Annotated in this window: 23 protein-coding genes; 11 read left to right on the top strand and 12 right to left on the bottom strand. The window is 54.1% G+C overall.

Annotation, left to right across the window (positions count from 1 at the left end; all coding sequences use genetic code 11):
- Positions 1-233: 233 nt before the first annotated feature.
- Together yccA and tusE are read left to right on the top strand one after the other, a co-directional pair.
- Positions 234-893 (top strand): FtsH protease modulator YccA, encoded by a 660-nt coding sequence (gene yccA / locus HF679_RS10040; RefSeq protein ID WP_123753653.1) that lies wholly within the window; start codon positions 234-236, stop codon positions 891-893.
- Positions 894-981: 88 nt separating this feature from the next.
- Entirely contained in the window at positions 982-1,311 is a 330-nt protein-coding gene (gene tusE, locus HF679_RS10045) for a sulfurtransferase TusE (protein WP_187042943.1), read from the top strand.
- Here the strand turns inward: tusE and yccX are convergent.
- From yccX to HF679_RS10060, 3 genes are read right to left on the bottom strand one after another with little or no spacing between them, the layout of a single operon-like run.
- Positions 1,308-1,589 carry an acylphosphatase gene (yccX, locus tag HF679_RS10050; RefSeq protein WP_123753651.1) on the bottom strand — a complete coding sequence of 94 codons (282 nt, stop codon included), beginning with the start codon at positions 1,587-1,589 and terminating at the stop codon, positions 1,308-1,310. The two genes, tusE and yccX, sit on opposite strands and share 4 nt — an antisense overlap.
- A 51-nt stretch (positions 1,590-1,640) precedes the next feature.
- Positions 1,641-2,429, bottom strand: coding sequence for a helix-turn-helix transcriptional regulator (locus HF679_RS10055; RefSeq protein ID WP_187042944.1), 789 nt, complete (start codon positions 2,427-2,429; stop codon positions 1,641-1,643).
- Positions 2,430-2,459: 30 nt separating this feature from the next.
- Complete coding sequence (locus HF679_RS10060) at positions 2,460-3,014, bottom strand: kinase inhibitor (RefSeq protein WP_123753649.1); 555 nt, start codon at positions 3,012-3,014, stop codon at positions 2,460-2,462.
- Positions 3,015-3,203: 189 nt separating this feature from the next.
- On the opposite strand from HF679_RS10060, the gene rlmI reads away from it, so the two are divergent.
- Together rlmI and hspQ are read left to right on the top strand one after the other, a co-directional pair.
- On the top strand, positions 3,204-4,406 hold the full coding sequence (gene rlmI / locus HF679_RS10065; protein WP_123753648.1) for a 23S rRNA (cytosine(1962)-C(5))-methyltransferase RlmI: 1,203 nt from the start codon (positions 3,204-3,206) through the stop codon (positions 4,404-4,406).
- Between the two features lie 59 nt (positions 4,407-4,465).
- Positions 4,466-4,783, top strand: coding sequence for a heat shock protein HspQ (gene hspQ, locus HF679_RS10070; protein ID WP_123753647.1), 318 nt, complete (start codon positions 4,466-4,468; stop codon positions 4,781-4,783).
- 44 nt (positions 4,784-4,827) lie between these two features.
- Here the strand turns inward: hspQ and HF679_RS10075 are convergent, their stop codons facing one another.
- Positions 4,828-5,241: a CoA-binding protein gene (locus HF679_RS10075; RefSeq protein WP_154143373.1), complete on the bottom strand. Its 414-nt coding sequence runs from the start codon at positions 5,239-5,241 to the stop codon at positions 4,828-4,830.
- 154 nt (positions 5,242-5,395) lie between these two features.
- Here HF679_RS10075 and mgsA point away from each other — a divergent pair, with 154 nt between their 5' ends.
- A complete protein-coding gene (mgsA, locus tag HF679_RS10080) occupies positions 5,396-5,854 on the top strand; it encodes a methylglyoxal synthase (RefSeq protein ID WP_123756253.1) in 459 nt (152 codons plus the stop codon).
- 29 nt (positions 5,855-5,883) lie between these two features.
- Here the strand turns inward: mgsA and helD are convergent, their stop codons facing one another.
- Positions 5,884-7,938 (bottom strand): DNA helicase IV, encoded by a 2,055-nt coding sequence (gene helD / locus HF679_RS10085; RefSeq protein WP_187043048.1) that lies wholly within the window; start codon positions 7,936-7,938, stop codon positions 5,884-5,886.
- A 247-nt stretch (positions 7,939-8,185) separates the two neighbouring features.
- Between helD and HF679_RS10090 the strand changes: the two genes are divergently transcribed.
- Both HF679_RS10090 and yccS read left to right on the top strand, forming a co-directional pair.
- A complete protein-coding gene (locus HF679_RS10090) occupies positions 8,186-8,632 on the top strand; it encodes a YccF domain-containing protein (RefSeq protein WP_123756207.1) in 447 nt (148 codons plus the stop codon).
- 17 nt (positions 8,633-8,649) lie between these two features.
- Positions 8,650-10,785: a YccS family putative transporter gene (gene yccS / locus HF679_RS10095; RefSeq protein ID WP_123756206.1), complete on the top strand. Its 2,136-nt coding sequence runs from the start codon at positions 8,650-8,652 to the stop codon at positions 10,783-10,785.
- On the opposite strand, the gene HF679_RS10100 is transcribed toward yccS, so the two are convergent.
- Positions 10,773-11,396 (bottom strand): TfoX/Sxy family DNA transformation protein, encoded by a 624-nt coding sequence (locus tag HF679_RS10100; RefSeq protein WP_123756205.1) that lies wholly within the window; start codon positions 11,394-11,396, stop codon positions 10,773-10,775. The two genes, yccS and HF679_RS10100, sit on opposite strands and share 13 nt — an antisense overlap.
- Positions 11,397-11,724: 328 nt before the next feature.
- Here HF679_RS10100 and sulA point away from each other — a divergent pair, with 328 nt between their 5' ends.
- Both sulA and ompA read left to right on the top strand, forming a co-directional pair.
- A complete protein-coding gene (gene sulA / locus HF679_RS10105) occupies positions 11,725-12,234 on the top strand; it encodes an SOS-induced cell division inhibitor SulA (RefSeq protein ID WP_123756204.1) in 510 nt (169 codons plus the stop codon).
- Positions 12,235-12,586: 352 nt separating this feature from the next.
- Positions 12,587-13,657 (top strand): porin OmpA, encoded by a 1,071-nt coding sequence (gene ompA / locus HF679_RS10110; RefSeq protein ID WP_123756251.1) that lies wholly within the window; start codon positions 12,587-12,589, stop codon positions 13,655-13,657.
- A 119-nt stretch (positions 13,658-13,776) separates the two neighbouring features.
- On the opposite strand, the gene matP is transcribed toward ompA, so the two are convergent.
- Complete coding sequence (gene matP, locus HF679_RS10115) at positions 13,777-14,229, bottom strand: macrodomain Ter protein MatP (RefSeq protein WP_123756203.1); 453 nt, start codon at positions 14,227-14,229, stop codon at positions 13,777-13,779.
- Positions 14,230-14,413: 184 nt separating this feature from the next.
- Between matP and HF679_RS10120 the strand changes: the two genes are divergently transcribed.
- Both HF679_RS10120 and fabA read left to right on the top strand, forming a co-directional pair.
- Entirely contained in the window at positions 14,414-16,171 is a 1,758-nt protein-coding gene (locus HF679_RS10120) for a Lon protease family protein (RefSeq protein WP_187042945.1), read from the top strand.
- A 69-nt stretch (positions 16,172-16,240) separates the two neighbouring features.
- Positions 16,241-16,759 (top strand): bifunctional 3-hydroxydecanoyl-ACP dehydratase/trans-2-decenoyl-ACP isomerase, encoded by a 519-nt coding sequence (gene fabA, locus HF679_RS10125; protein WP_123756201.1) that lies wholly within the window; start codon positions 16,241-16,243, stop codon positions 16,757-16,759.
- A gap of 67 nt (positions 16,760-16,826) precedes the next feature.
- On the opposite strand, the gene rmf is transcribed toward fabA, so the two are convergent.
- From rmf to HF679_RS10150, 5 genes are all read right to left on the bottom strand, one after another.
- A complete protein-coding gene (gene rmf, locus HF679_RS10130; RefSeq protein WP_004871568.1) occupies positions 16,827-16,994 on the bottom strand; it encodes a ribosome modulation factor in 168 nt (55 codons plus the stop codon).
- A gap of 255 nt (positions 16,995-17,249) precedes the next feature.
- Complete coding sequence (pqiC, locus tag HF679_RS10135; RefSeq protein WP_154143377.1) at positions 17,250-17,813, bottom strand: membrane integrity-associated transporter subunit PqiC; 564 nt, start codon at positions 17,811-17,813, stop codon at positions 17,250-17,252.
- Entirely contained in the window at positions 17,813-19,450 is a 1,638-nt protein-coding gene (gene pqiB / locus HF679_RS10140; protein ID WP_123756199.1) for an intermembrane transport protein PqiB, read from the bottom strand. Before pqiB ends, pqiC begins: the two co-directional genes overlap by 1 nt.
- On the bottom strand, positions 19,440-20,708 hold the full coding sequence (pqiA, locus tag HF679_RS10145; protein ID WP_123756198.1) for a membrane integrity-associated transporter subunit PqiA: 1,269 nt from the start codon (positions 20,706-20,708) through the stop codon (positions 19,440-19,442). The genes pqiB and pqiA overlap by 11 nt, the downstream gene beginning before the upstream one ends.
- Positions 20,709-20,722: 14 nt before the next feature.
- Positions 20,723-22,630, bottom strand: coding sequence for an ABC transporter ATP-binding protein (locus HF679_RS10150; protein WP_123756197.1), 1,908 nt, complete (start codon positions 22,628-22,630; stop codon positions 20,723-20,725).

Genomic DNA, 22,630 nt, shown 5'->3' on the forward strand with positions numbered 1-22,630 from the left:
TCCACACTTAGCCACAGAATGGCAATAACGCAATATTTTTCAGTAACCTATCAGATTCCGATCTGGTTCCTGATGCCAAACGCACAAACGCACCGCCTTAGCATCATTTATTAGAATAAAATGCTATGACATTGCGCTGTGAGGCAAAGTAAAGATGGGTAAAAGCACTATGGCTTCTGGCGTGGTTTTTTTATGCTTCGTTATTAATTACATCTGTCATAAGAGAGTGACTCATGGATCGTATAATTACGTCGTCGCGTGACCGTTCATCGCTGCTCAGCACGCACAAAGTTCTGCGGAACACCTATTTCCTCCTCAGTCTGACACTGGCATTTTCCGCTATCACAGCGACGGCCAGTACGGTACTGATGTTGCCCTCTCCGGGGCTGATTCTGACGCTGGTCGGGATGTATGGTCTGATGTTCCTGACCTATAAACTGGCCAACAAACCGACCGGGATTCTGGCGGCGTTCGCCTTTACCGGCTTCCTGGGATATATCCTTGGCCCGATGCTGAATGCCTATTTGTCCGCGGGCATGGGCGATCTGATCGGCCTGGCGCTGGGCGGTACCGCACTGGTGTTCTTCTGCTGCTCGGCCTACGTGCTGACCACGCGTAAAGACATGTCCTTCCTCGGCGGTATGCTGATGGCTGGCGTGGTGGTGGTGCTTATCGGGATGGTGGCGAACATCTTCCTGCAGTTGCCGGCTCTGCACCTGGCAATCAGCGCGGTGTTTATCCTGATTTCTTCAGGCGCAATCCTGTTTGAAACCAGCAACATCATCCGCGGCGGCGAGACCAACTATATCCGCGCTACCGTGAGCCTTTACGTGTCGCTGTACAACATCTTCATCAGCCTGCTGAGCATCCTTGGCTTCGCAAGCAGAGACTAACCTCTCCTACCGTAGTTCACAGGCCCTGCTTATGCGGGGCCTTATTTTTTGCTAAACTGCCGCCAGTCTGAACGGTATGTGAAGAATTATGTTTATCTTTGAAGGCAATGAAATAGAGACCGATAGCGAAGGCTATCTGAAAGATACCACGCAGTGGAACGAGGCAATGGCGGTGGTTATCGCCGAACAGGAGGGCATTACCCTCTCCGTCGAACACTGGGAAGTGGTGCGCTTCGTGCGTGATTTTTATCTGGAATTCAACACCTCACCGGCTATACGCATGCTGGTGAAGGCGATGGCCAATAAGTTTGGCGAAGAGAAAGGCAACAGCCGCTATCTCTACCGTCTGTTCCCGAAAGGCCCGGCCAAACAGGCGACTAAAGTTGCCGGCCTGCCTAAACCGGTGAAATGCATCTAATACAGAATGGCAAACTTTTGCCATTCTCTGGTGGGTTGATGAGGTTCCGTATTCACCCTGTCAACCCGCGCACTACGCGGTCCGCCCGCCTGTAGCCACGTAATTAACGCCGCCACCTGCTCCTCTTCGCCGCAGGCCAGCACTTCCACACTGCCATCGTCAAGATTACGCGCGTAACCCGTCAGCCCTAAGCGTAGCGCTTCCCGCTGCGTCGAGTAGCGAAACCCCACGCCCTGAACGGAACCATAGACCCACGCCATGGTGCAGATTGTCGCCATGATTGCTCTCCTTTTGTGGCTACCTTTGATGCTGAGAATAGCAAACTTTTGCTAACGCACATGCTTCGGCAACAGGCCGTAATGCTGACGAAAGCGTGCGGTAAAACGAGAACCGGACTGATAGCCGCTGTTGCGTGCGATCTCGCCGATGGGCAGCGAGGTCGATTGCAGCTGGCCTAATGCGAAAGCCATACGCACCTCCTCAACAATCAGGCGAAAGCTTTGCGACTCCAGTTGTAAACGGCGGCGTAACGTCGATTCGCCGAGAAACAGCATCTTCGCCACCCGAGGCACGCTCCACTCGTCCGCCGGTGACAGCATAATAATTTGCCGCACCTGGCCCGTCAGATCCTGTTGCCGCTCATGCAGTAACGGCCCGGCGTACCCCGCCTGCTGCAACGCCAGCAGCAACCCCATCGCCTGGTGATGTTGCAGCTCCGTCGATAAGCCGCCGCGAACCGCCTGCAGGACGTTCTGCCACATAAACGATAGTTCCGGCGTGACCGGCGCGCACAGGGAAGTTAGTCGACCAGGCGGCGGCTCATTCAGATATCGCGCTTTAAAATCGGCCAACAGCTCAGGCGTCAAAGAGAGCAAATCGGAACAAAATAAGCCATTCTCCGGCTGATTAATCACTTCGAGTTCGATGTCAGCGGGCAGGATGATCAGCTGCTGCGGTGTCGCCAGCATCTGGCTGGCGCCCTGCACGATGATCTTGCTCCCACGATTCACCCGACACAGCGCCGGCGAGAACAGCCTGACGCGGTGCAGTTTATAGAGCCGACGGGAGGTAATTTCCGCCGCCGACAATGCATTATGCTGAAAGTGAATATTGTGCATCTGGACTCTCTGTAACCCGCTGTCTGTCGTTTAGCGCCCCGACATTGCCGTCAGCTGCGCGCTGGCAATAACATGGCTGCGAACCATAAACCCGACTAACGCGCCGCTGGCCTGTGCATCAATGGGTAACGCTGGCGTATCCAGTGCCCACACCGTAAAACGGTAACGGTGAGGTTTATCACCAGCCGGAGGACAAGCGCCGCCAAACCCGGCGTAACCAAAGTCATTTCGTCCCTGCACCGCACCAGCAGGCAGTTTAGCGTTATTTTTATCTCCGGCACCAGCAGACAGGTGGGAAACCGTCGCGGGGATATTCACCACCGTCCAGTGCCACCAGCCGCTGCCGCTTGGCGCATCCGGGTCGTAGGCGGTTATCGCGAAACTGCGGGTGCCTGATGGCGCATTTTCCCAGGCCAGTTGAGGCGAAATATTGCCACCAGAACAGCCAAAGCCCTGAAACAACTGCGTTACCGCCAGGCCATCGCCCTCCCGCATATCGCTGCTGGTGACGCGAAATGAGGCTGCCGCTGCGCTGGTACTAATAGCCACTATCAACATTGCTGCGAGCCGGGATCTTGTTTTCATCGTATTGTCCTCCATTGGGTGAGGAAACACTGTAAGATCGACCGCGGTTTTTTATTGTGCCGAAGCGTCTGCATTTTGTGCCGAAACGCTCAGCTGTCGCCCCGCTGGAAAGATGCTTGCGCCAGCCACTTGTGCTAACCTACGCGCCATTTTTCGGTGCCGACATTCCCGTTGCTTAAAGGTAGCCCCATGACAGATTCCATTTTCCCCCGCTTAGTGTTATCCAAAGGACGCGAAAAATCCCTGCTGCGTCGCCATCCCTGGGTGTTCTCCGGCGCCATTGCCCGTATGGAAGGTAAAGCCCGTTCCGGCGAAACCATCGACATCGTCGACTCGCAGGGAAAATGGCTGGCCCGTGGCGCCTGGTCGCCGTCATCGCAGATTCGCGCGCGCGTCTGGAGTTTCGATCGTCAGGAAACGATTGATACCGCCTTTTTCGAACGTCGCCTGCAGCAAGCGCAAACCTGGCGCGAATGGCTGGCCGCCCGCGACGGCCTCGACAGCTACCGCCTGATCGCCGGCGAGTCTGACGGACTGCCGGGCGTCACAATTGACCGTTTCGGTAACTTCTTCGTCCTGCAGCTGTTAAGTGCCGGTGCCGAATATCAGCGCGCCGCCATCGTTAGCGCACTGCAGACCCTGTTCCCGGACTGCTCGATTTACGATCGTAGCGATGTCGCGGTGCGTAAAAAAGAAGGTCTGGAACTGGCACAGGGCCTGGTCACCGGTGATCTGCCACCTGCGTTACTGCCGATCACCGAGCACGGCATGCAGCTGCTGGTCGATATTCAGGGCGGCCACAAAACCGGCTACTACCTCGATCAACGCGACAGCCGACTGGCAACCCGTCGCTACGTCGCCGATAAACGCGTGCTGAACTGCTTCTCTTATACCGGCGGTTTCGCCGTCTCCGCGCTGATGGGCGGCTGCCGTCAAGTGATTAGCGTTGACACCTCCCAGGAGGCACTGGACGTTGCGAAGCAAAACGTTGAGCTCAACAAACTGGACCTTGCCAAAGCCGAATTTGTCCGCGACGACGTATTTAAACTGCTGCGTAAATATCGCGATCAGGGTGAGAAGTTTGACGTGATTGTCATGGACCCGCCAAAGTTCGTCGAGAACAAAAACCAGCTGATGGGCGCCTGCCGTGGCTATAAAGATATCAACATGTTGGCGATTCAACTGTTGAATCCCGGCGGCATTCTGCTGACCTTCTCCTGTTCCGGTTTGATGGCGACCGATTTATTTCAGAAAATCATCGCCGATGCCGCAATTGACGCCGGACGTGATGTACAATTTATAGAACAGTTCCGTCAGGCTGCCGATCACCCGGTGATTGCAACCTACCCGGAAGGGCTGTATCTGAAAGGGTTTGCCTGTCGCGTCATGTAACTTGAAAAGTGAAACCTTGCCCGCATATAGCAGGTAATGACGTTTCCCAGGAGGTGCTTATGATTGCCAGCAAATTCGGTATCGGGCAACAGGTCCGCCATACGCTATTGGGCTATCTTGGCGTGGTGGTTGATATCGATCCACAATACTCGCTCTCCGAGCCTGAAGAGGACGAAATTGCCGCCAATGACGAACTGCGCGCATCTCCCTGGTATCATGTGGTGATGGAAGATGAGGACGGACAGCCGATCCACACTTATCTTGCGGAAGCGCAGTTGAGCAGCGAAACCAGCGATGAACATCCGGAGCAGCCGTCCATGGACGAACTGGCCAGAACAATTCGCCAGCAGCTGCAGGCGCCGCGGCTACGTAACTAAGATGTCGCTAACATGAAAAAACCCCGCCGTGGCGGGGTTTTTATTTACTTCGACAAACCCAGGCGCGGAATTTCAATCGCCGGGCAGCGATCCATCACCACGTTTAGTCCCGCCTCACGCGCCAGCACGGCAGCCTGCTCGTTAATGACGCCCAGCTGTAACCACAGGGTTTTGGCGCCAATCGCGATGGCCTCTTGCGCGACGCCCAGGGCAGCATCTGAGTTACGGAATACATCAACCATATCCACCTTCTCCGGCACGTCGCCGAGCGTAGCATAGCCTTGCTGTCCCAGTAGCGTGGTGCCGGCGACTTTCGGTGAAACCGGGATCACGTGATACCCCTGCTCCAGAAGGTATTTCATCACCCGATAGCTGGGCCGGTCGGGTTTGTTACTCGCTCCCACCAGCGCAATCGTCTGTGTTGAGTTCAGAATGGCTGCGATATCGTTCTCTTTCATTTTATCCTCCCGCTATTTAGCCCAAGTGTAAGCTAATCCAGGCGAACGGGCCATCCATCCTAACTTACGGATGCGTCAAAATTTTTCGCCCAGACGCTTGCAGCAGCAGTCACTTCCAGTAATCTGTCTGCAGGTCAAAATGTGGAATGAAATTATGGAACTGACGACACGTACGTTACCGGCACGCAAACATATCGCGCTGGTTGCTCACGATCACTGTAAAGATATGCTGATGAAATGGGTTACGCGCCACCAGCCGCTGCTGGCCCAGCACGAACTCTATGCAACCGGCACCACCGGTAACCTGATTTCCCGGGCGACCGGGCTTGAGGTAAACGCGATGCTGAGCGGCCCGATGGGCGGCGATCAGCAGGTTGGCGCGCTGATCTCGGAAGGGAAAATCGATGTGCTGATTTTCTTCTGGGACCCGCTCAACGCGGTACCGCACGATCCGGACGTGAAAGCGCTGCTGCGCCTGGCGACGGTCTGGAACATCCCTGTCGCTACCAATGCGTCAACGGCCGACTTTATTATTCTGTCGCCGACCTTCAATGAGCCGCTCGATATCCTGATCCCGGATTATCAACGTTACCTCGCCGAACGTCTTAAGTAAGTCCGGCTGGCGGCGAGTCCGCCAGCTTCTTACGGTTTTCTCGCCACCGGCACATCAAGCGCTTCTAACATTTCGACGAAAGGTGAAGGCTGGGCTTTGTTGAACAGCAGCCAGACGCGCAGCCGCGCGCGCGTCATCGCGACATACAACAGACGTCGTTCTTCGGCATCAGGGAAATCCTCCGGCTGCGGCAATAACGCCTGCTCCATGATCGATTCGCGGGCTGGTGCCGGAAACGCATCGTCGCCCTCCTGAAGCCCCAGAATAATCACGTAATCCGCCTGCTGGCCTTTGCTGGCATGAATAGTCATGAAATCAAGCTGCAGATGCGGCCAGCGCGTGGCGGCTTTTTCCAGCGCCTCGGGCTTCAGGTGATGGTAACGGGCCAACAATAGGATCCGCTGTTCCGGCTTTGCATAGCCGCTGAGCTTATCCAGCAGATCGTCGAGCTTGTCGTCTGCCAGCAGGGTCACCGCCTTTTTATCTCCGGCAGTCAGGCTGTTCAACGGTTTACTCATCTGGTGCGGGTTTTGCTGGATAAAGCCGTTCGCCACCTCGCCAATGCGACCGTTAAACCGGTAGGTGGTATCCAGCGCGCAGCAATCACCCTCACCAAAATAGTGGTTGAAGGCCGTTGTCAGAGAAAGCTGCGCTCCGCTAAAGCGGTAAATGGCCTGCCAGTCGTCGCCAACGGCAAACAGTGTGGTCTGGGCATTCTGGCGGCGTAAAGCGGCAAGCAGCGCGGCACGCTGGGGCGAGATATCCTGAAACTCATCCACCAGGATGTGCTTCCACGGACTAACAAACCGACCTTTATCCAGAATATTCACTGCCTGGTGTATCAGCCCGGAAAAGTCGACCGCATTTTCCTCTTTCAGCGCCGTTTTCCACGCTTTCAGCAGCGGTGCCATCAGCTTAACGCGCTTGCCGAACAGATCGCGCACCGCTTCTGGCGCCCCGGCGATCATCTCGGCTTGCGAACCTCCGTGCATGCGCATCAAACTGACCCAGCGATCGAGGCGGCTGGCCATCCGCCGTTGTATTTTCTTGTCCTGCCAGAATTCGCCGTCCGGCACCTGCCAGTCCATCTCTTCTTCCAGCCACTGGCGCCAGCCTTTTGCCTGTGCTTTTTTCTCCTGGCACTGCAGACGCCAGTTTTTTAACAGCAAGGTCTGACGCGCGGAGCTATCGCTCTCCAGCTTGCTGATGGCGGGCACTTTTTTGCTGCCTTGCTGAATAATATGCAGCGCCAGCGAGTGAAAGGTGCGTGCTGTAATATCGTCAGAGCTCAACCGCTCGCGGATGCGCTCGTCCATTTCCTGGGCGGCCTGGCGACCAAACGCCAGCAGCAGGATCTGGTCGGGAGCGGCTTCGCCTCGCGTCAGCAACCAGCCGGCGCGGGCAACCAGGACCGACGTTTTTCCGCTTCCGGCACCGGCCAGTACCAACAGCGAGCGCTCGCCGTTTACCACCGCTCTGGCCTGCGCCGGGTTAAGCGGTGAGGATTCTATCCCGGCAAAAAAGCCGCTGTACTGTTCCAGCATCGCCTGAGTAAACGTCTGGTTATGGGCAAGGCGCGCGGTTTCAGTATCGGCCAGCCAGCCCTGGCACTCCTGCCATAGCTCACGGCAGTTATCAAAAGCATCGAGGCGGCTGGTCGGCATCGGCAGCCCGGCGAGCGCCCGACGAATTTTTCCCTGTACTTCAACAACCTGTTGACGGGTCAACCATTTGCCTTCTGCGCTGGCGCGACCCGCATCCACCAGCAGCTGGCGAAGAACATCGGCGGAAATGTTGCTCATTTCCGAACTCCACTGCTGCCAGAACGTATTCAGGTGATGAAAGAAACGTTGCGTCTCATTCCATTCGGTTCCGTGCAAACGCACCACTTTGCTGTCCGGCAGAACGAACTCCAGCTCGCCCCACACCAGGCCTCGCTTGCAATGAATGGACAATAACTGATTGAAAGGTATGATATATTCATGGTTATCACCAGATACCTTTACTCCGGCGTTGAGCAGTTGCACCCTGTCGTAAGGATGCTGTGCCATGCGCTTGCCTAATGTTGTCGCTTTAAGTTCCATATAATGCCGAATATCAATCAGGTTGGATGTTTTCAAGTTTAACCGCCTGCGACGAGGTGCTCCAGCGTAAAAAACGTTACAATGGTCGGGTCTTATACCCGGCATACTGCAAGTTGCAGCACAGCGGCAGGTGGGCGAACCCCGATGAGCGTACTCAGGTCAGTCGTTCAGGTAAGCGAGCATCGCCAGCGCACAGGCAGCCTGAAGTATGACGGGGATATTATCTCCAGGACTGAACTGAGGGTTTATGCGTACCATTCTGAATATTTTGAACTTTATCCTTGGTGGTTTCGCAACCACCCTGGGCTGGCTGCTGGCAACACTGGTCAGCATCATTCTGATCTTCACGCTGCCGTTAACCCGCTCCTGCTGGGAAATTACCCGACTGTCGCTTCTGCCTTATGGCAATGAAGCGATTCATGTTGATGAACTGGAACCGCAAAGAAAAAGCGCGCTGCTCAACACCGGCGGTACGCTGTTAAATATTCTGTGGTTTATCTTCTTTGGCTGGTGGCTTTGCCTGATGCATATCTTTAGCGGCATCGCACAATGTGTGACCATCATCGGGATCCCGGTTGGTATCGCCAATTTTAAAATCGCCGCCATTGCACTGTGGCCGGTAGGACGCAGAGTGGTTTCCGTCGAAACTGCCCGCGCTGCGCGTGAAGCCAATGCGCGCCGTCGCTTTCAGTAACCGGACGGAAGAACCCCATGCTTAGCCCCTTGCTACGTCGTTATACATGGAACAGCACCTGGCTATATAACGCCAGGATTTTTATCGCACTTTGCGGCACAACCGCCGTTCCGTGGTGGCTTGGCGAAGTTAAACTCACCATTCCTCTGACGCTGGGAGTGGTTGCTGCAGCCCTGACTGACCTCGATGACCGTTTGACCGGCCGACTGCGCAATCTGGCCATTACGCTGGTGTGCTTTTTTATTGCATCTGCGTCGGTGGAACTGCTTTTTCCGTGGCCGTGGCTGTTTGCGCTCGGCTTAACGGTCTCGACGACGGGATTTATTCTGCTCGGCGGTCTGGGGCAGCGTTACGCCACTATCGCATTTGGCGCGTTGCTGATTGCCATCTATACCATGCTGGGGACCACGCTCTACGACCGCTGGTACCTGCAGCCTCTGTTTTTGTTGACCGGTGCCGTCTGGTACAACGTGCTGACGCTCGCCGGACATATTATTTTCCCGATTCGTCCTCTCCAGGACAATCTGGCACGTAGTTATGAGCAACTGGCGCGCTATCTGGAACTCAAATCTCGCCTGTTTGACCCCGATATCGAAGATGAAAGTCAGGCGCCGTTATACGATCTAGCCATTGCGAATGGCCAGTTGGTCACCACCCTGAATCAGACAAAAGCCTCGCTGCTGACTCGTCTGCGGGGCGACCGTGGCCAACGCGGTACTCGCCGGACGTTGCAGTACTACTTCGTGGCCCAGGATATTCACGAACGTGCCAGCTCCTCCCATATCCAGTATCAAACGCTGCGCGACCATTTCCGCTATAGCGATGTGATGTTCCGCTTTCAGCGAATGCTGTCGATGCAGGCCCAGGCGTGTCAGAAATTATCCCGCGCTATTTTGTTACGTGAGCCCTATCAGCACGATGCCCATTTCGAACGTGCCTTTATGCATCTTGATTCCGCCCTCGATCGCGTACGTGCCAGTGGCGCCCCGGCCGAGCAAATCAAGGCGCTGGGCTTTCTGCTTAATAATTTACGGGCGATCGACGCCCAGCTGGCGACCATTGAGTCAGCGCAAACCATCGCACCTTCCAACAGCAATACCGAAAGTTTGCTGCTGGACGACAGGCTAAGCGGCTTCAGCGATATATGGCTGCGCCTGCGTCGTAATATGTCGCCTGAATCCGCGTTGTTCCGCCACGCGGTGCGAATGTCGCTGGTGCTCTGTGCAGGCTATGCGTTTATTCAGTTTACCGGGCTGAATCACGGCTACTGGATACTTCTGACCAGCCTGTTTGTCTGTCAGCCAAACTATAACGCCACGCGACACCGGCTCGCCCTGAGGATTATCGGCACCCTGATTGGCGTCGCCATCGGCCTGCCTTTATTACTGCTGGTGCCCTCCGTGGAAGGCCAACTGCTGTTGATTGTCCTGACTGGTGTCCTGTTCTTCGCTTTTCGCAATGTGCAGTATGCCCACGCGACCATGTTTATCACCCTGCTGGTCCTGCTCTGTTTTAATCTGTTGGGCGAAGGATTCGAAGTCGCGTTACCGCGTATCTTCGATACGTTAATGGGCTGTGCTATCGCCTGGGCGGCAGTGAGCTTCATCTGGCCTGACTGGAAGTTCCGTAATCTACCACGCGTGCTGGCTCAGGCAATCAACGCCAACTGCCGCTACCTGGATGCCATTCTTGAGCAGTATCACCAGGGACGCGACAATCGTCTGGCATATCGTGTCGCGCGTCGCGATGCCCATAGTCGGGATGGCGAACTTGCCTCAGTGGTATCTAACCTGTCCACAGAGCCACGGGCTGACGCCGCACTGCGCGAAACCGCATTCCGTCTGTTGTGCCTGAACCATACGTTTACCAGCTACATTTCCGCTCTGGGCGCACACCGGGAGAAACTCACTACCCCGGATATTCTGGCGCTGCTTGATGATGCCGTCTGCTACGTTGATGATGCGCTGCACCACAGGCCTTCCGACGAACATCGGGTGCAGCAGGCGCTCAATAGTTTGCAGACCCGGATCCAGCATCTTGAGCCCCAGCCTGACAGTAAAGAGCCGCTGGTGCTCCAGCAGGTTGGCCTGCTGCTGGCGCTGTTGCCGGAAATATGCCGCTTACAAAAACAGGTTGCGGTTCAACCGGAGTAGCCCTGGATATCACGGTGCTGGCCGCCAGCCCATTCTGCAAGCTCCCGCCGACGTTGCGCCGGGAGCGCTGCAGCATGCACACCGACAATCGCGCCCTCTAATGCATAAAGAAAATTCAGAGAGAGGGCTTTATTTGATTCGCGCAATTTTAGCCAGACGTCCTGAGCCCCCAAATTCCGCAGCGTCTGCTCATCGGTTACGCCGACATGAATTAGCATTAGCTCCATTTGGAAATTTATATTTGGCAGGTCTTTCAACCGCCCTGTTGCACGCAGCTGGTTTTTTTCATTTCGCGCGGTTTGCAATGAAAACACGGATAGTTTGAGCAACATTTTACTGTCACGCCAAAGCGCTTCATCAATTTGATAATATTTCAATAAAACCGGGCGACCGTTTTTTCGCATAATCAAAAGAGGGGCAGCCTTTACTACATGATAGCCCGCGCTTTGCTCACAGAGTTTGAGGTAGACTTCACCCTCTGTTGCCATGGCAAAAACAGTATTTTCTATCGCCAGACTATAACCACCAAAAAGCGGCCGGCAACGTATTTTCCCGAGTGATGATAAACATTCTTGAAATTGATGGAACCGTTGATGTGTGATTTTCTTCATGATTATTCCTTTGTTAATCATGTGAATGGAATTTATTTTTTAACGGAACCGTTAATACTGAAAATAAGTGACTTCGTTTATTGCAGCAAGATGATTTTTAGATTCTGTTCAATTAACGTATCGTTTTGCGAGGGGCTTTCAGAAAATTATCGCCAAAAATAGAGGATGCCATGAAGAATCTCCCCGTTCCCTGAAGCCTGCATCGCCCGGTAAGATCGCGTCAGGACACATGTACGATTTTCAACCACAAAAATGATAAATGAGGTTGATCTTTTCTTCAGGTAGATATACTGTACATTCATACAGTAACTCACAGGCGGGATAGACTATGTTCACTTCAGCTTACGCAAACCGTTCATCACTGACTTCTGCTTCCGTACGTCGCCATTCGCAAGACGTCACCGAACAACCAGCCAGCGGGCTGATTAGTGAAATTGTCTACCGCGAAGATCAGCCTATGATGACGCAATTACTCCTGCTACCTTTATTACAGCAGTTGGGGCAGCAGTCTCGCTGGCAGCTCTGGCTCACGCCGAAACAGAAACTGAGCCGCGAGTGGGTACAGTCTTCCGGTTTACCGCTAACCAAGGTTATGCAGATCAGCCAACTGTCGCCGTGCAACACCGTAGAATCGATGATCCGCGCGCTCCGTACCGGCAATTACAGTGTCGTCATTGGCTGGTTGTCAGATGAGCTCACTGCAGAAGAACATGAACGTCTGGTCGTTGCTGCAGAGGAAGGCCATGCTATGGGTTTCATCATGCGCCCTGTTGGGAATATGAACCTGGGTGGCAGACAACACAGCGGGCTAAAAATTCACTCTAATTTGTATCATTAAGCCAAATTAGGATGAATCCTAGAATTTTTTTTGATCACACCAATCCCATACTCTGAACAGGGCCATTTTTGCTGGAATGCCTGTCTGATGCGGTTTCGCAGCTTTTTTTACCGAACGAAAATCAACCATATTTGTTAAATATTGTGTATACAACCCTTTTTTTTCATATGCCTGACGGAGTTCACACTTGTAAGTTTCGAACTAAGTTGTAGACTTTACATCGCCAGGGGTGATCGGCTTACGCTGCATGTATCAGCATAGTTAACAACAAGTCACGCCCCGGGTGAAGGATTTAACCGTGAGGTCTTTTGTACCTTCATGGCGAATTTTGGATGATAATGAGGCGCAAAAAATGAAAAAGACAGCTATCGCGATTGCAGTGGCACTGGCTGGCTTCGCTACCGTAGCGCAGGCCGCACCGAAAGATAACACCTGGTATGCAGGTGGTAAACTGGGTTGGTCCCAGTTTCACGATACCGGTTTCTACGGTAACGGTTTCCAGGGCAACAATGGTCCTACCCATAACAGCCAGCTTGGTGCTGGTGCGTTCGGTGGTTACCAGGTTAACCCGTACCTCGGTTTTGAAATGGGTTATGACTGGCTGGGTCGCGTTGCATACAAAGGCAGCGTAGACAACGGCGCATTCAAAGCTCAGGGCGTTCAGCTGACCGCTAAACTGGGTTACCCGATCACTGACGATCTGGATATCTATACCCGTCTGGGTGGTATGGTTTGGCGTGCAGACGCTGATGGCAACTACGGTTCTACCGGCGTTTCCCGCAGCGAACACGACACTGGCGTATCCCCGGTATTTGCTGGTGGTTTAGAGTGGGCTGTTACTCGTGACATCGCTACTCGTCTGGAATACCAGTGGGTTAACAACATCGGTGATGCAGGTACCGTTGGCGCGCGTCCGGATAACGGCATGCTGAGCCTGGGTGTTTCCTACCGTTTCGGTCAGGACGATGTAGCTCCAGTTGTAGCTCCGGCTCCGGCTCCGGCTCCAGAAGTTACTACCAAACACTTCACCCTGAAGTCTGACGTACTGTTCAACTTCAACAAATCTACCCTGAAACCGGAAGGTCAGCAGGCTCTGGATCAGCTGTACACCCAGCTGAGCAACATGGATCCGAAAGACGGTTCTGCAGTGGTTCTGGGCTATACCGACCGTATCGGTTCTGACGCTTACAACCAGCAGCTGTCCGAGAAACGTGCTCAGTCTGTTGTTGATTACCTGGTTTCTAAAGGTATCCCGGCTGGCAAAATCTCCGCACGTGGCATGGGTGAATCCAACCCGGTTACCGGCAATACCTGTGACAACGTGAAAGCTCGCGCTGCACTGATCGACTGCCTGGGCCCAGATCGTCGCGTAGAGATCGAAGTTAAAGGTTACAAAGACGTAGTATCTCAGCCGCAGGCTTAAGATTACTACCTATAAAAAACCCCGCTGATGCGGGGTTTTTTTTACGCTAAATTCAGGTATCGAAGTAAACGGCCACCCGCCACGACACGACACGACACGAGCACACCCTACCCTTAACATCACTCTTTACCGAGCAGTACCTGCAAATCGTGCTTCAGGCTGGACATTTTGCTGGCATATTTCTCTTTATGCTCCGCGTCCTCGATCAACTGCACGATGGTTTCTGACAATGTTTTGCCACGTCGATGCGCTAACCCAGCCAGACGCTGCCAGACGATAAACTCCAGGTCGATCGACTTTTTGCGCGTATGTTGATGCTCCGCGTTAAAGTGACGCTTGCGACGCGCCCGGATAGTCTGCTTCATGCGGTTGGTTAATTCCGGATTCATATGCTGCTCAATCCAGGTATGCACCAGAACCGGTTCATTTTCGAGCGTCAGTAAGACATCGACCGCGGCTTTTGCTGCGCTGGCTTCAATATGGCGGGTAATCAGCTCACCTTCCCGGTGCTTCTTTACCAGATAATTCCATTTCCAGCCGCTTTCAAGATTTTCCAGTTGTTGATATTTCATTGCGATCTCAATGTGACCGTGTAACTCATTTCAGGATATCAGTTTTTTCCCGATGTGCTGAGAATAAATCATCATTCGTGATGCAGGTAACCCGCTTATCATCACTGCACATGTAATCCTCCGTGTGCTCGGACGCAGCATAAGGTATAATCGCGCGCTTTACATCTGACTAAAAACAGCGACTTTGACCATTACGAAACTGACCCGAAAAGACCTTGCTCCTGATACGGAAAGTTATCAGGCGCTGTTTGCACAAGCTGATTTAGCCCATGCTGAGGAATCCCTCGCAGGCAAGCTGCAGCCCCGTTTATTCTATGGTCTGGAACAACTTCTTGTGACCCCGACCATCTCGCCATTCATGCTGGTTAAAGCCCCTGAAGAAGCGGAATACCTGCAATGGCTGGCGACAGAAACCCGCACGCTGTTTGAACCGACGGACCCACTGTACGGCGTTCGCTACCAGGTCAACGGCGGAAACGTCACCCTGACACCGGCAACGCACGCTGACGATAATTTTGCCAGCACCGCCCCGGTTGAAACTGCCGATTGGGTCGAAGCAGAGCAGCTGTTTGGCTGCGTACGGCAATTTAACGGCGAAATCTCGCTGCAGCCGGGCCTGGTGCATCGCACAAATGGCGGCGTCTTAATTATTTCTCTGCGTGCATTACTGGCACAGCCACTGCTGTGGATGCGCCTGAAAAGCATGGTTATTCGCCAGCGCTTTGACTGGCTGTCCATTGACGAGTCCCGTCCTCTGCCGGTCAGCATTCCCTCAATGCCGCTCAACCTGAAGGTCATTCTGGTTGGTGAGCGTGAATCACTGGCTGATTTCCAGGAGATGGAGCCTGAGCTCTCTGCGCAGGCGATTTACAGCGAGTACGAAGACAACCTGCAAATTGCTGATGAAGACACCCTGAAGCAATGGTGTCAGTGGGTCTGGAAAAATGCGCAGCAGCTCGAGCTGCCTGGCCTGGCGGCGGACGCCTGGCCCCTACTGATTCAGGAAGCAGCCCGCTATACCGGTGACCAGGAGATGCTGCCGCTGTGTCCGCAATGGATCGCTCGTCAGCTGCGTGAGGCCGCCGCCTTCTGTGAAGGTGAGCAGATCACCGCCGAAGAGATGCAAACCATGCTGGCACGCCGTGAGTGGCGTGAAGGCTATCTTGCCGAGCGTATCCAGGATGAAATCCTGCAGGAACAGATCCTGATTGAAACCGAAGGCGAATGCATTGGTCAGATCAACGCCCTGTCGGTTATCGAATTCCCGGGCCATCCTCGCGCATTTGGTGAGCCATCGCGCATTAGCTGCGTCGTACACATCGGTGACGGTGAGTTTATCGACGTGGAGCGCAAGGCGGAGCTGGGCGGTAATATTCATGCCAAAGGCATGATGATCATGCAGGCGTTTCTGATGTCCGAGCTGGAGCTCGAACAACAGCTGCCTTTCAGCGCCTCACTGACCTTCGAACAATCCTACAGTGAAGTGGACGGCGACAGCGCCTCAATGGCCGAGCTGTGCGCCTTAATCAGCGCACTGGCAGGAGTCCCTATCAATCAAAGCATCGCCATCACCGGTTCCGTAGACCAGTTTGGTCGCGTACAGCCGGTTGGCGGGCTCAATGAAAAAGTCGAAGGCTTCTTTACCATTTGCCAGCAGCGCGAGCTGACCGGCAAACAGGGTGTGATCATTCCTGCAGCGAACGTCCGCCATCTGAGCCTGTCCGCAGAGCTCCAGCAGGCCGTCGCCGATGAGCAGTTTTTCATCTGGGCAGTCGAAGATGTCACTGAAGCAATACCCATTTTGACCCAGTTGCTATGGGATGGCGAAGGGCAAACGTTACGGCAAACCATTCAGGAACGGATTGCACAGGCGACGCAGCAAGAGAGTCGCCACCGTTTTCCGTGGCCGCTACGCTGGTTAGGCGGTTCAGGTTCGAACTGATCGGACTTGTTCAGCTTACACGTGTTAGCTATCCTGCGTCCCGAACTCAAAATAAGGCTTACTGAAAACATGGTAGATAAACGCGAATCCTATACAAAAGAAGATCTTCTTGCCTCTGGCCGTGGTGAACTGTTTGGCGCGAAAGGCCCGCAGTTACCAGCGCCAAATATGCTGATGATGGACCGCGTCATCAAAATGACCGAAACCGGTGGTAACTACGATAAAGGTTTTGTTGAGGCAGAACTCGATATCAACCCGGACCTGTGGTTCTTCGGTTGCCACTTTATTGGCGATCCGGTGATGCCTGGCTGTCTGGGTCTGGATGCCATGTGGCAGCTGGTTGGTTTTTATCTGGGCTGGCTCGGCGGCGAAGGCAAAGGCCGCGCGCTGGGCGTAGGCGAAGTCAAATTCACCGGCCAGGTTCTGCCAACGGCGAAGAAAGTGACCTACCGTATTCACTTCAAACGTGTCGTTAACCGTCGTCTGATCATGGGCCTGGCGGATGGCGAAGTGCTGGTTGATGGTCGTCTGATCTACACCGCAAACGATCTGAAAGTGGGCCTGTTCCAGGACACATCTGCGTTCTAATAAGCAGAGATAAGTTATAAAAGGCGAAGCCCCCGCTCGGCGGAGGCTTCTTTTTTTAAAGAGACAGTCAGGCAGTTTGTACCCTGTCCTCCATGGCTTCTCGCCAGCCTCCTAGCCAGTAGGACCTTTGGTTCAAGGTCTGGTAGGGACACATTTCTTTCGATCTACCGGTGATGCCGGCCTGATATCCACGTTGATGTGCCCGTTCCAGGCGATCTCGTTTTTGTCTCTTCATGCCTCGTTTCCCTCATTATTTGATCTGGTGGAAAAGAAAACAGTGGTCACTAAATATGCAACCACGGTTAACGAATACCGCGAATCAGAGGTAACGTCAATGCGCAAAATTCACGCCATTGTCATAATTGTGAGCTATATGAAAGTTCATTTGTACAAAAAATGTGAACCGGCACAAGTAACGGCCTGACAAGGCAAATAAAAAAGCCGCGGGTGTTTTTCGACCTCCGCGGCTTTAAATCTGTATTCATTTTACTTATGGCAAGCGATTCAGCTCACTGGCAATTGCCGTCGCTTCCTGAGACCAGGCCTGCGCCATCGTCTTCACCATCGCGTCATAACCGTCCTGCTGCTGCTTCAGTTCGATATTGAACGGACGCTTGATCAGCTGTCCCTGATGCTTCAGCAACCACTCCCCGCTGACAATCACCCGTCCATCGTAACGCCCATGGAAACCATTTATTGCCACGTTGAGGGTATCCTGGTCGCTGCCCAGAGGCTGCGAAGAAACCACCCAACCCGGCAGTTGATTACTCAAATTGGCCACCAGCGTGGTTCGCAGCTGCTGATCAAGCGGGCTCGCCCACAGATTATTGCTCGCAATCACATACTGCACGTCCGTCGTCTGATAGACCACGCCGTTGCCCGCCAGATAATCCGGGATGCTCACCTGCTCAACCCACAGCAGGTTTTTGCTTTGGTGAGCGGCGCTTTGCGCGCCACCCTGTGCAACCGGAAGCTGATAGTAGGTTTTATTTTCCCCACTGCTGCTGCACGCCGCCAGCGCACATGCCGCGGCAACCACTAACCATTTTTTCATTATTTCGCTCCCTTCGGCTGAGGATCTTTTTTATCCTTGGCCTCAAATACCAGCGCGTTGCTCTTATCATTGAGCGTTTTCAGTACGGGTTGCAGTTCGCGAAGAACCTGATCCAGTCGCTGCATATCCGCAACCATCTTGTTGTATGCCGCAGAACCAGGCTGGAAGCCCTGCATACTCCGGTTGAGTTCACGCAACGTATTCTGCATATCTCCCGGCAGCTGCTGCATTGACGGGCTTGCCGCAATCTTATTCAGGCTATCCAGTGTCGTCTGAACACGCTGCATGGTTTTTTCACTCTGCGCCAGCGTGCTGGTCGCTTGCTCCAGCAGCGGGTTAATCGGTAGATTGTTGATCTTATCCAGAGCCTCCATCAGGCGCTGCTGGATCTGGGCCAGGCCACCGCTAATGGTAGGAATGATTGGATAACCGCCAAACTCCAGAATTTTGCCACGCGGCGGTGCTTTCTGATAGAAATCGAGATCGATGTACAGTGCGCCGGTCACCAGGTTACCGGTTTTCAGCGATCCGCGTAATCCGCGATTGATCAGATCGTCGATATGAGTGCGAATGTTAGGATCCCCGCCCAGTTGATTGATCAAGCGCTGCGGTTCAATTCGAATCTCCACCGGAATGCGATAGTCATCATTCAGACGCTGATGTAAGCCCGGAATAAAGAACGGAACTTTACCGACGGTACCTAAACGTATCCCACGGAACTCTACAGGTGCTCCAGGTTGCAGACCGCGTACGGAATCTTTAAAGAACATCACGTAATCGATGTGCTGGGTATAGATCGAATCCTGAATGCTCTTTTGATCGTCAAAAAGATGATAGCCGGTTTTATTGGCCGCCGGCTCACCGAGGTCGAGCCCTTCCGGGATATCAAAGCTGACGCCGCCGCCAAACAGGGTTGCTAATGACCCCATTTCTACCCGCATCCCCGCCGAGGTTAAGTCGACCGCAATGCCGCTGTCTTTCCAGAAGCGCACGTTGGTCGTTACCAGACGATCGTTAGGCGCGTTGATAAACAGCTGATAGGTGATGCTGCGTTTTTGCGGGTCGAAGGTGCTGGTTTCCACCGAACCGACGCGATAGCCACGGAACAGCACCGGGTCGCCCGGAGAGAGCTGTCCGGCTTTATCGCTTTCCAGCAGCACCCGAATACCTTTTGCATCCGGTGACGCCAGCGGCGGTGAATCCAGCAGCGGATATTGTGCGGAATCGCCGCCTTTGGTGCCCGGTTGAAGCTCAATATAGGCACCGGAAAGTAAGGTCCCCAGGCCGCTGATCCCTTCACGCCCAACCTGCGGCTTCACGACCCAAAAGACCGAATCTGTATGCAGGAGCTTTTTCATGCCGGAATTGAGGCGCGCCTTAATCTCAACGTGCGTCAGGTCATCCGTCAGGATAGCGCTTTCCACCACCCCGACGTCCACGCTACGGCTTTTAATCCGGGTTTTTCCCCCTTCTATACCTTCCGCGTTGGTGGTGATCAGCGTCACTTCCGGCCCTTGATGGCTGTAGTGATAAAAAAGGATCCACGCGCCGATTAGCACAGTGACGATGGGGAAGATCCACACGGGTGACCAGTTCTTCACCTTTTGCACCTTTGCTTCTCCGCTCTTATTTTCCATGCTGCTGCATTTCCTCATGGCTTGAATCTGGTTCACGGTCCCACAACAAACGAGGGTCAAAGGTCATGGCTGAGAACATTGTCATGACAACAACGAGCGCAAACATCACCGCCCCGATCGCAGGATAGATACTCATCAACCCTCCCATGCGCACCAGCGCCGAGAGTACCGCGATGACAAAAACATCAATCATTGACCAACGGCCAACAAACTCCACTACTTCATAAATCAGGTGCATGCGCTCTGAGTCACGTTGGCCGTTGCCATTGGCGTTCCAACAGAGCCAGGCAATCGCCATCATTTTTAGCGTCGGGACCATAATACTGGCAATAAAAATCACCAATGCCACCGGGTACGATCCTTCGCTCCAGAGCAATATCACCCCAGCCATAATCGTGGAGGGTAGCTTATCCCCGAGCAAATCGGTGATCATGATCGGCAGAATATTTGCCGGGAGATACAGGACGAAAGAGGTGATCAGCAGAGCCATGGTCCACTGCAGACTATGCTTACGCCGGGCCGTCCCTTTAGTCTGACAGCGCGGACAAACCGCCTCATCAGCAGGCAAAATGGCCGTACAGCACGAACAGGAACGCAGACCCTGGCGGATCCCCGTCTGGCCAATTTTCAGCGGCTGTCTGAGGGCGGGCATCGGTGCAATGTCATCCCATAGCCAGCGTCGGTCGACGCATTGCAGCGCCCGCAGCTGGAGCATACAGAACAAACACCAGGGCACAAAGCTTAGCCCCACGCCAATATCGCCATAGGCCATCAGTTTGACAAAGCTCACCAGCACGCCGGCGAGGAAAATCTCTGCCATTCCCCAGGTCTTAAGATGGAACAGAATCCGCGCCAGAAACGCCTTGAGCCGCGCCGGCAGATGCACCCGGTTGACCAGTAACAGAATCGTCACCAGGCAAAACGCCGGCACCAGCTGCACAAAGAGGAGAAAGAAGGTGCCCAGGCTGGCGTAATCTTCGCTGAACAGAACGTCAGGAATTTCCAGCAGCTTAATCTCGCTGCGCAGACCGCCAACGCTCATATCGACGAAGGGAAACAGGTTCGCCAGCAGCAGCATAAACAGCGCCACCAGCGCATAGGCCGTGGGACGCTGCCGAGGCGCGTCCCACGTGGTTGTCAGCGTCGTACCGCAACGCGGACACGCGGCTTTCTGGCGATGCTCCAGCTGCGGCAAAGCCACCAGCAAATCACATTGTGGGCACAGGATATGCCGCGCAGCATGATGATGATCGCACATGAAAACTCCTCAGCTCAGGCGCCGTTTTTTAATCCTTCGAGATATTCCCAGCGTTCAAAGGCCGTTTCCAGCGCCTGTTCCGCTTCGGCCAGCTGAGCCAGCACTTGCTGCGTATGGTCATGGGACTGGCCAAAGAAAGAAGGATCGGCAACCTGCTCCTGCAGACTCTGCAGTTGGGTTTCCAGTTCTTCAAGTCGTTGTGGCAACTGTTCCAGTTCGCGCTGCAGGTTATAGCTTAGTTTGTTAGGCGCACGTTTGACACTTTCTGCTTTCGATTGAGCAACTTCTGCAGATTTTTTAGCAGCAGTCTGTTTTAGCGCCAGATGCTGCGATTGTTGACCGCGCGCATCATGATATCCGCCGACATACTGACCAATTTTTCCGCCGCCTTCGAAGATCCAGCACTCGGTAACGGTGTTATCGACAAACTGACGGTCGTGGCTGACCAGCATTACGCTGCCCTGATAGCCATCGACTAGCTCTTCCAGCAGTTCCAGCGTTTCCACATCCAGATCGTTTGTCGGTTCATCGAGAATCAACAGGTTGCTTGGCTTGAGGAACAGACGTGCCAGCAGCAGTCGGTTACGTTCCCCGCCAGACAGCGCCCGGACCGGCGTCATTGCGCGTTTTGGATGGAACAGGAAGTCCTGCAAATAGCCCAGCACATGGCGCGGCTTACCGTTCACCAGCACTTCCTGTTTGCCTTCGGCCAGGTTATCCATCACGGTTTTATCCGGATCCAGCTCGGCGCGGTGCTGATCGAAGTAGGCCACTTCCAGCTTGGTGCCGACATGAACCCGGCCGCTATCAGCCTTCAGCTGACCGAGCATCAGTTTCAACAGCGTGGTTTTCCCACACCCGTTAGGACCGATCAGCGCAATTTTGTCACCGCGCTGGATTTGCGCCGTGAAATCTTTGACCAGCACCTTACCGTCAATCTGGTAGTTAACATCTTCCATTTCGAAGACGATTTTGCCTGAACGAGCCGCCTCTTCGACCTGCATCTTCGCGCTGCCCATCACTTCGCGACGCTCGCCACGTTCACGACGCATCGCTTTCAGGGCGCGAACGCGACCTTCGTTACGGGTACGACGCGCTTTAATGCCCTGGCGAATCCACACTTCTTCCTGGGCCAGCTTGCGGTCAAACTCGGCGTTTTGCAGCTCTTCAACACGCAGGGCTTCTTCTTTCTCCAGCAGATACTGATCGTAGCTGCCCGGATAGGTCACCAGCTTACCGCGATCGAGATCGACGATACGGGTGGCCATATTGCGAATGAAGGAACGGTCGTGCGAGATGAAAATGATGGTTCCTTTGAAGGTCTTGAGGAAGCCTTCCAGCCAGTCAATGGTTTCGATATCCAGGTGGTTGGTCGGTTCATCCAGCAGCAGCACGCGCGGGCCGCTGACCAGCGCACGCCCGAGAGCGGCTTTACGTAACCAGCCGCCGGAAAGAGACGCCAGCTCGGCGTTCGCATCCAGACCCAGCTGTTCCAGCACCTCGTTAATACGGTTTTCAAGCTGCCACAAGCCCAGGTTATCCAGCAGATCCTGCAGGCGCGCCAGCTCGTTTAAATTTTTGGTGCTTGGATCGGTCATCACCAGGCGAGAGACATCATGGTATCCCTTCAGATAAGCCGCCTGCTCGGCGATCCCTTCCGCCACAAAGTCGTATACCGTACCGGCAATATTGCGCGGCGGATCCTGCTGCAAACGAGCCACAACCAGATCCTGCTCATAGATGATCCGTCCATCGTCCAGCCCCTGCTCCCGGTTGAGGATCTTCATCAGGGTGGATTTGCCCGCACCGTTGCGCCCGACCAGACAGACGCGCTCGTTATCTTCGATATGCAACTCGGCGTTATCCAGCAGCGGTGAGTCGCTAAAGGAGAGCCAGGCACCATGCATACTAATTAATGACAT

Origin of the sequence: Enterobacter sp. JUb54 (assembly GCF_014298075.1) — a bacterium.
GTDB lineage: Bacteria > Pseudomonadota > Gammaproteobacteria > Enterobacterales > Enterobacteriaceae > Klebsiella > Klebsiella lignicola.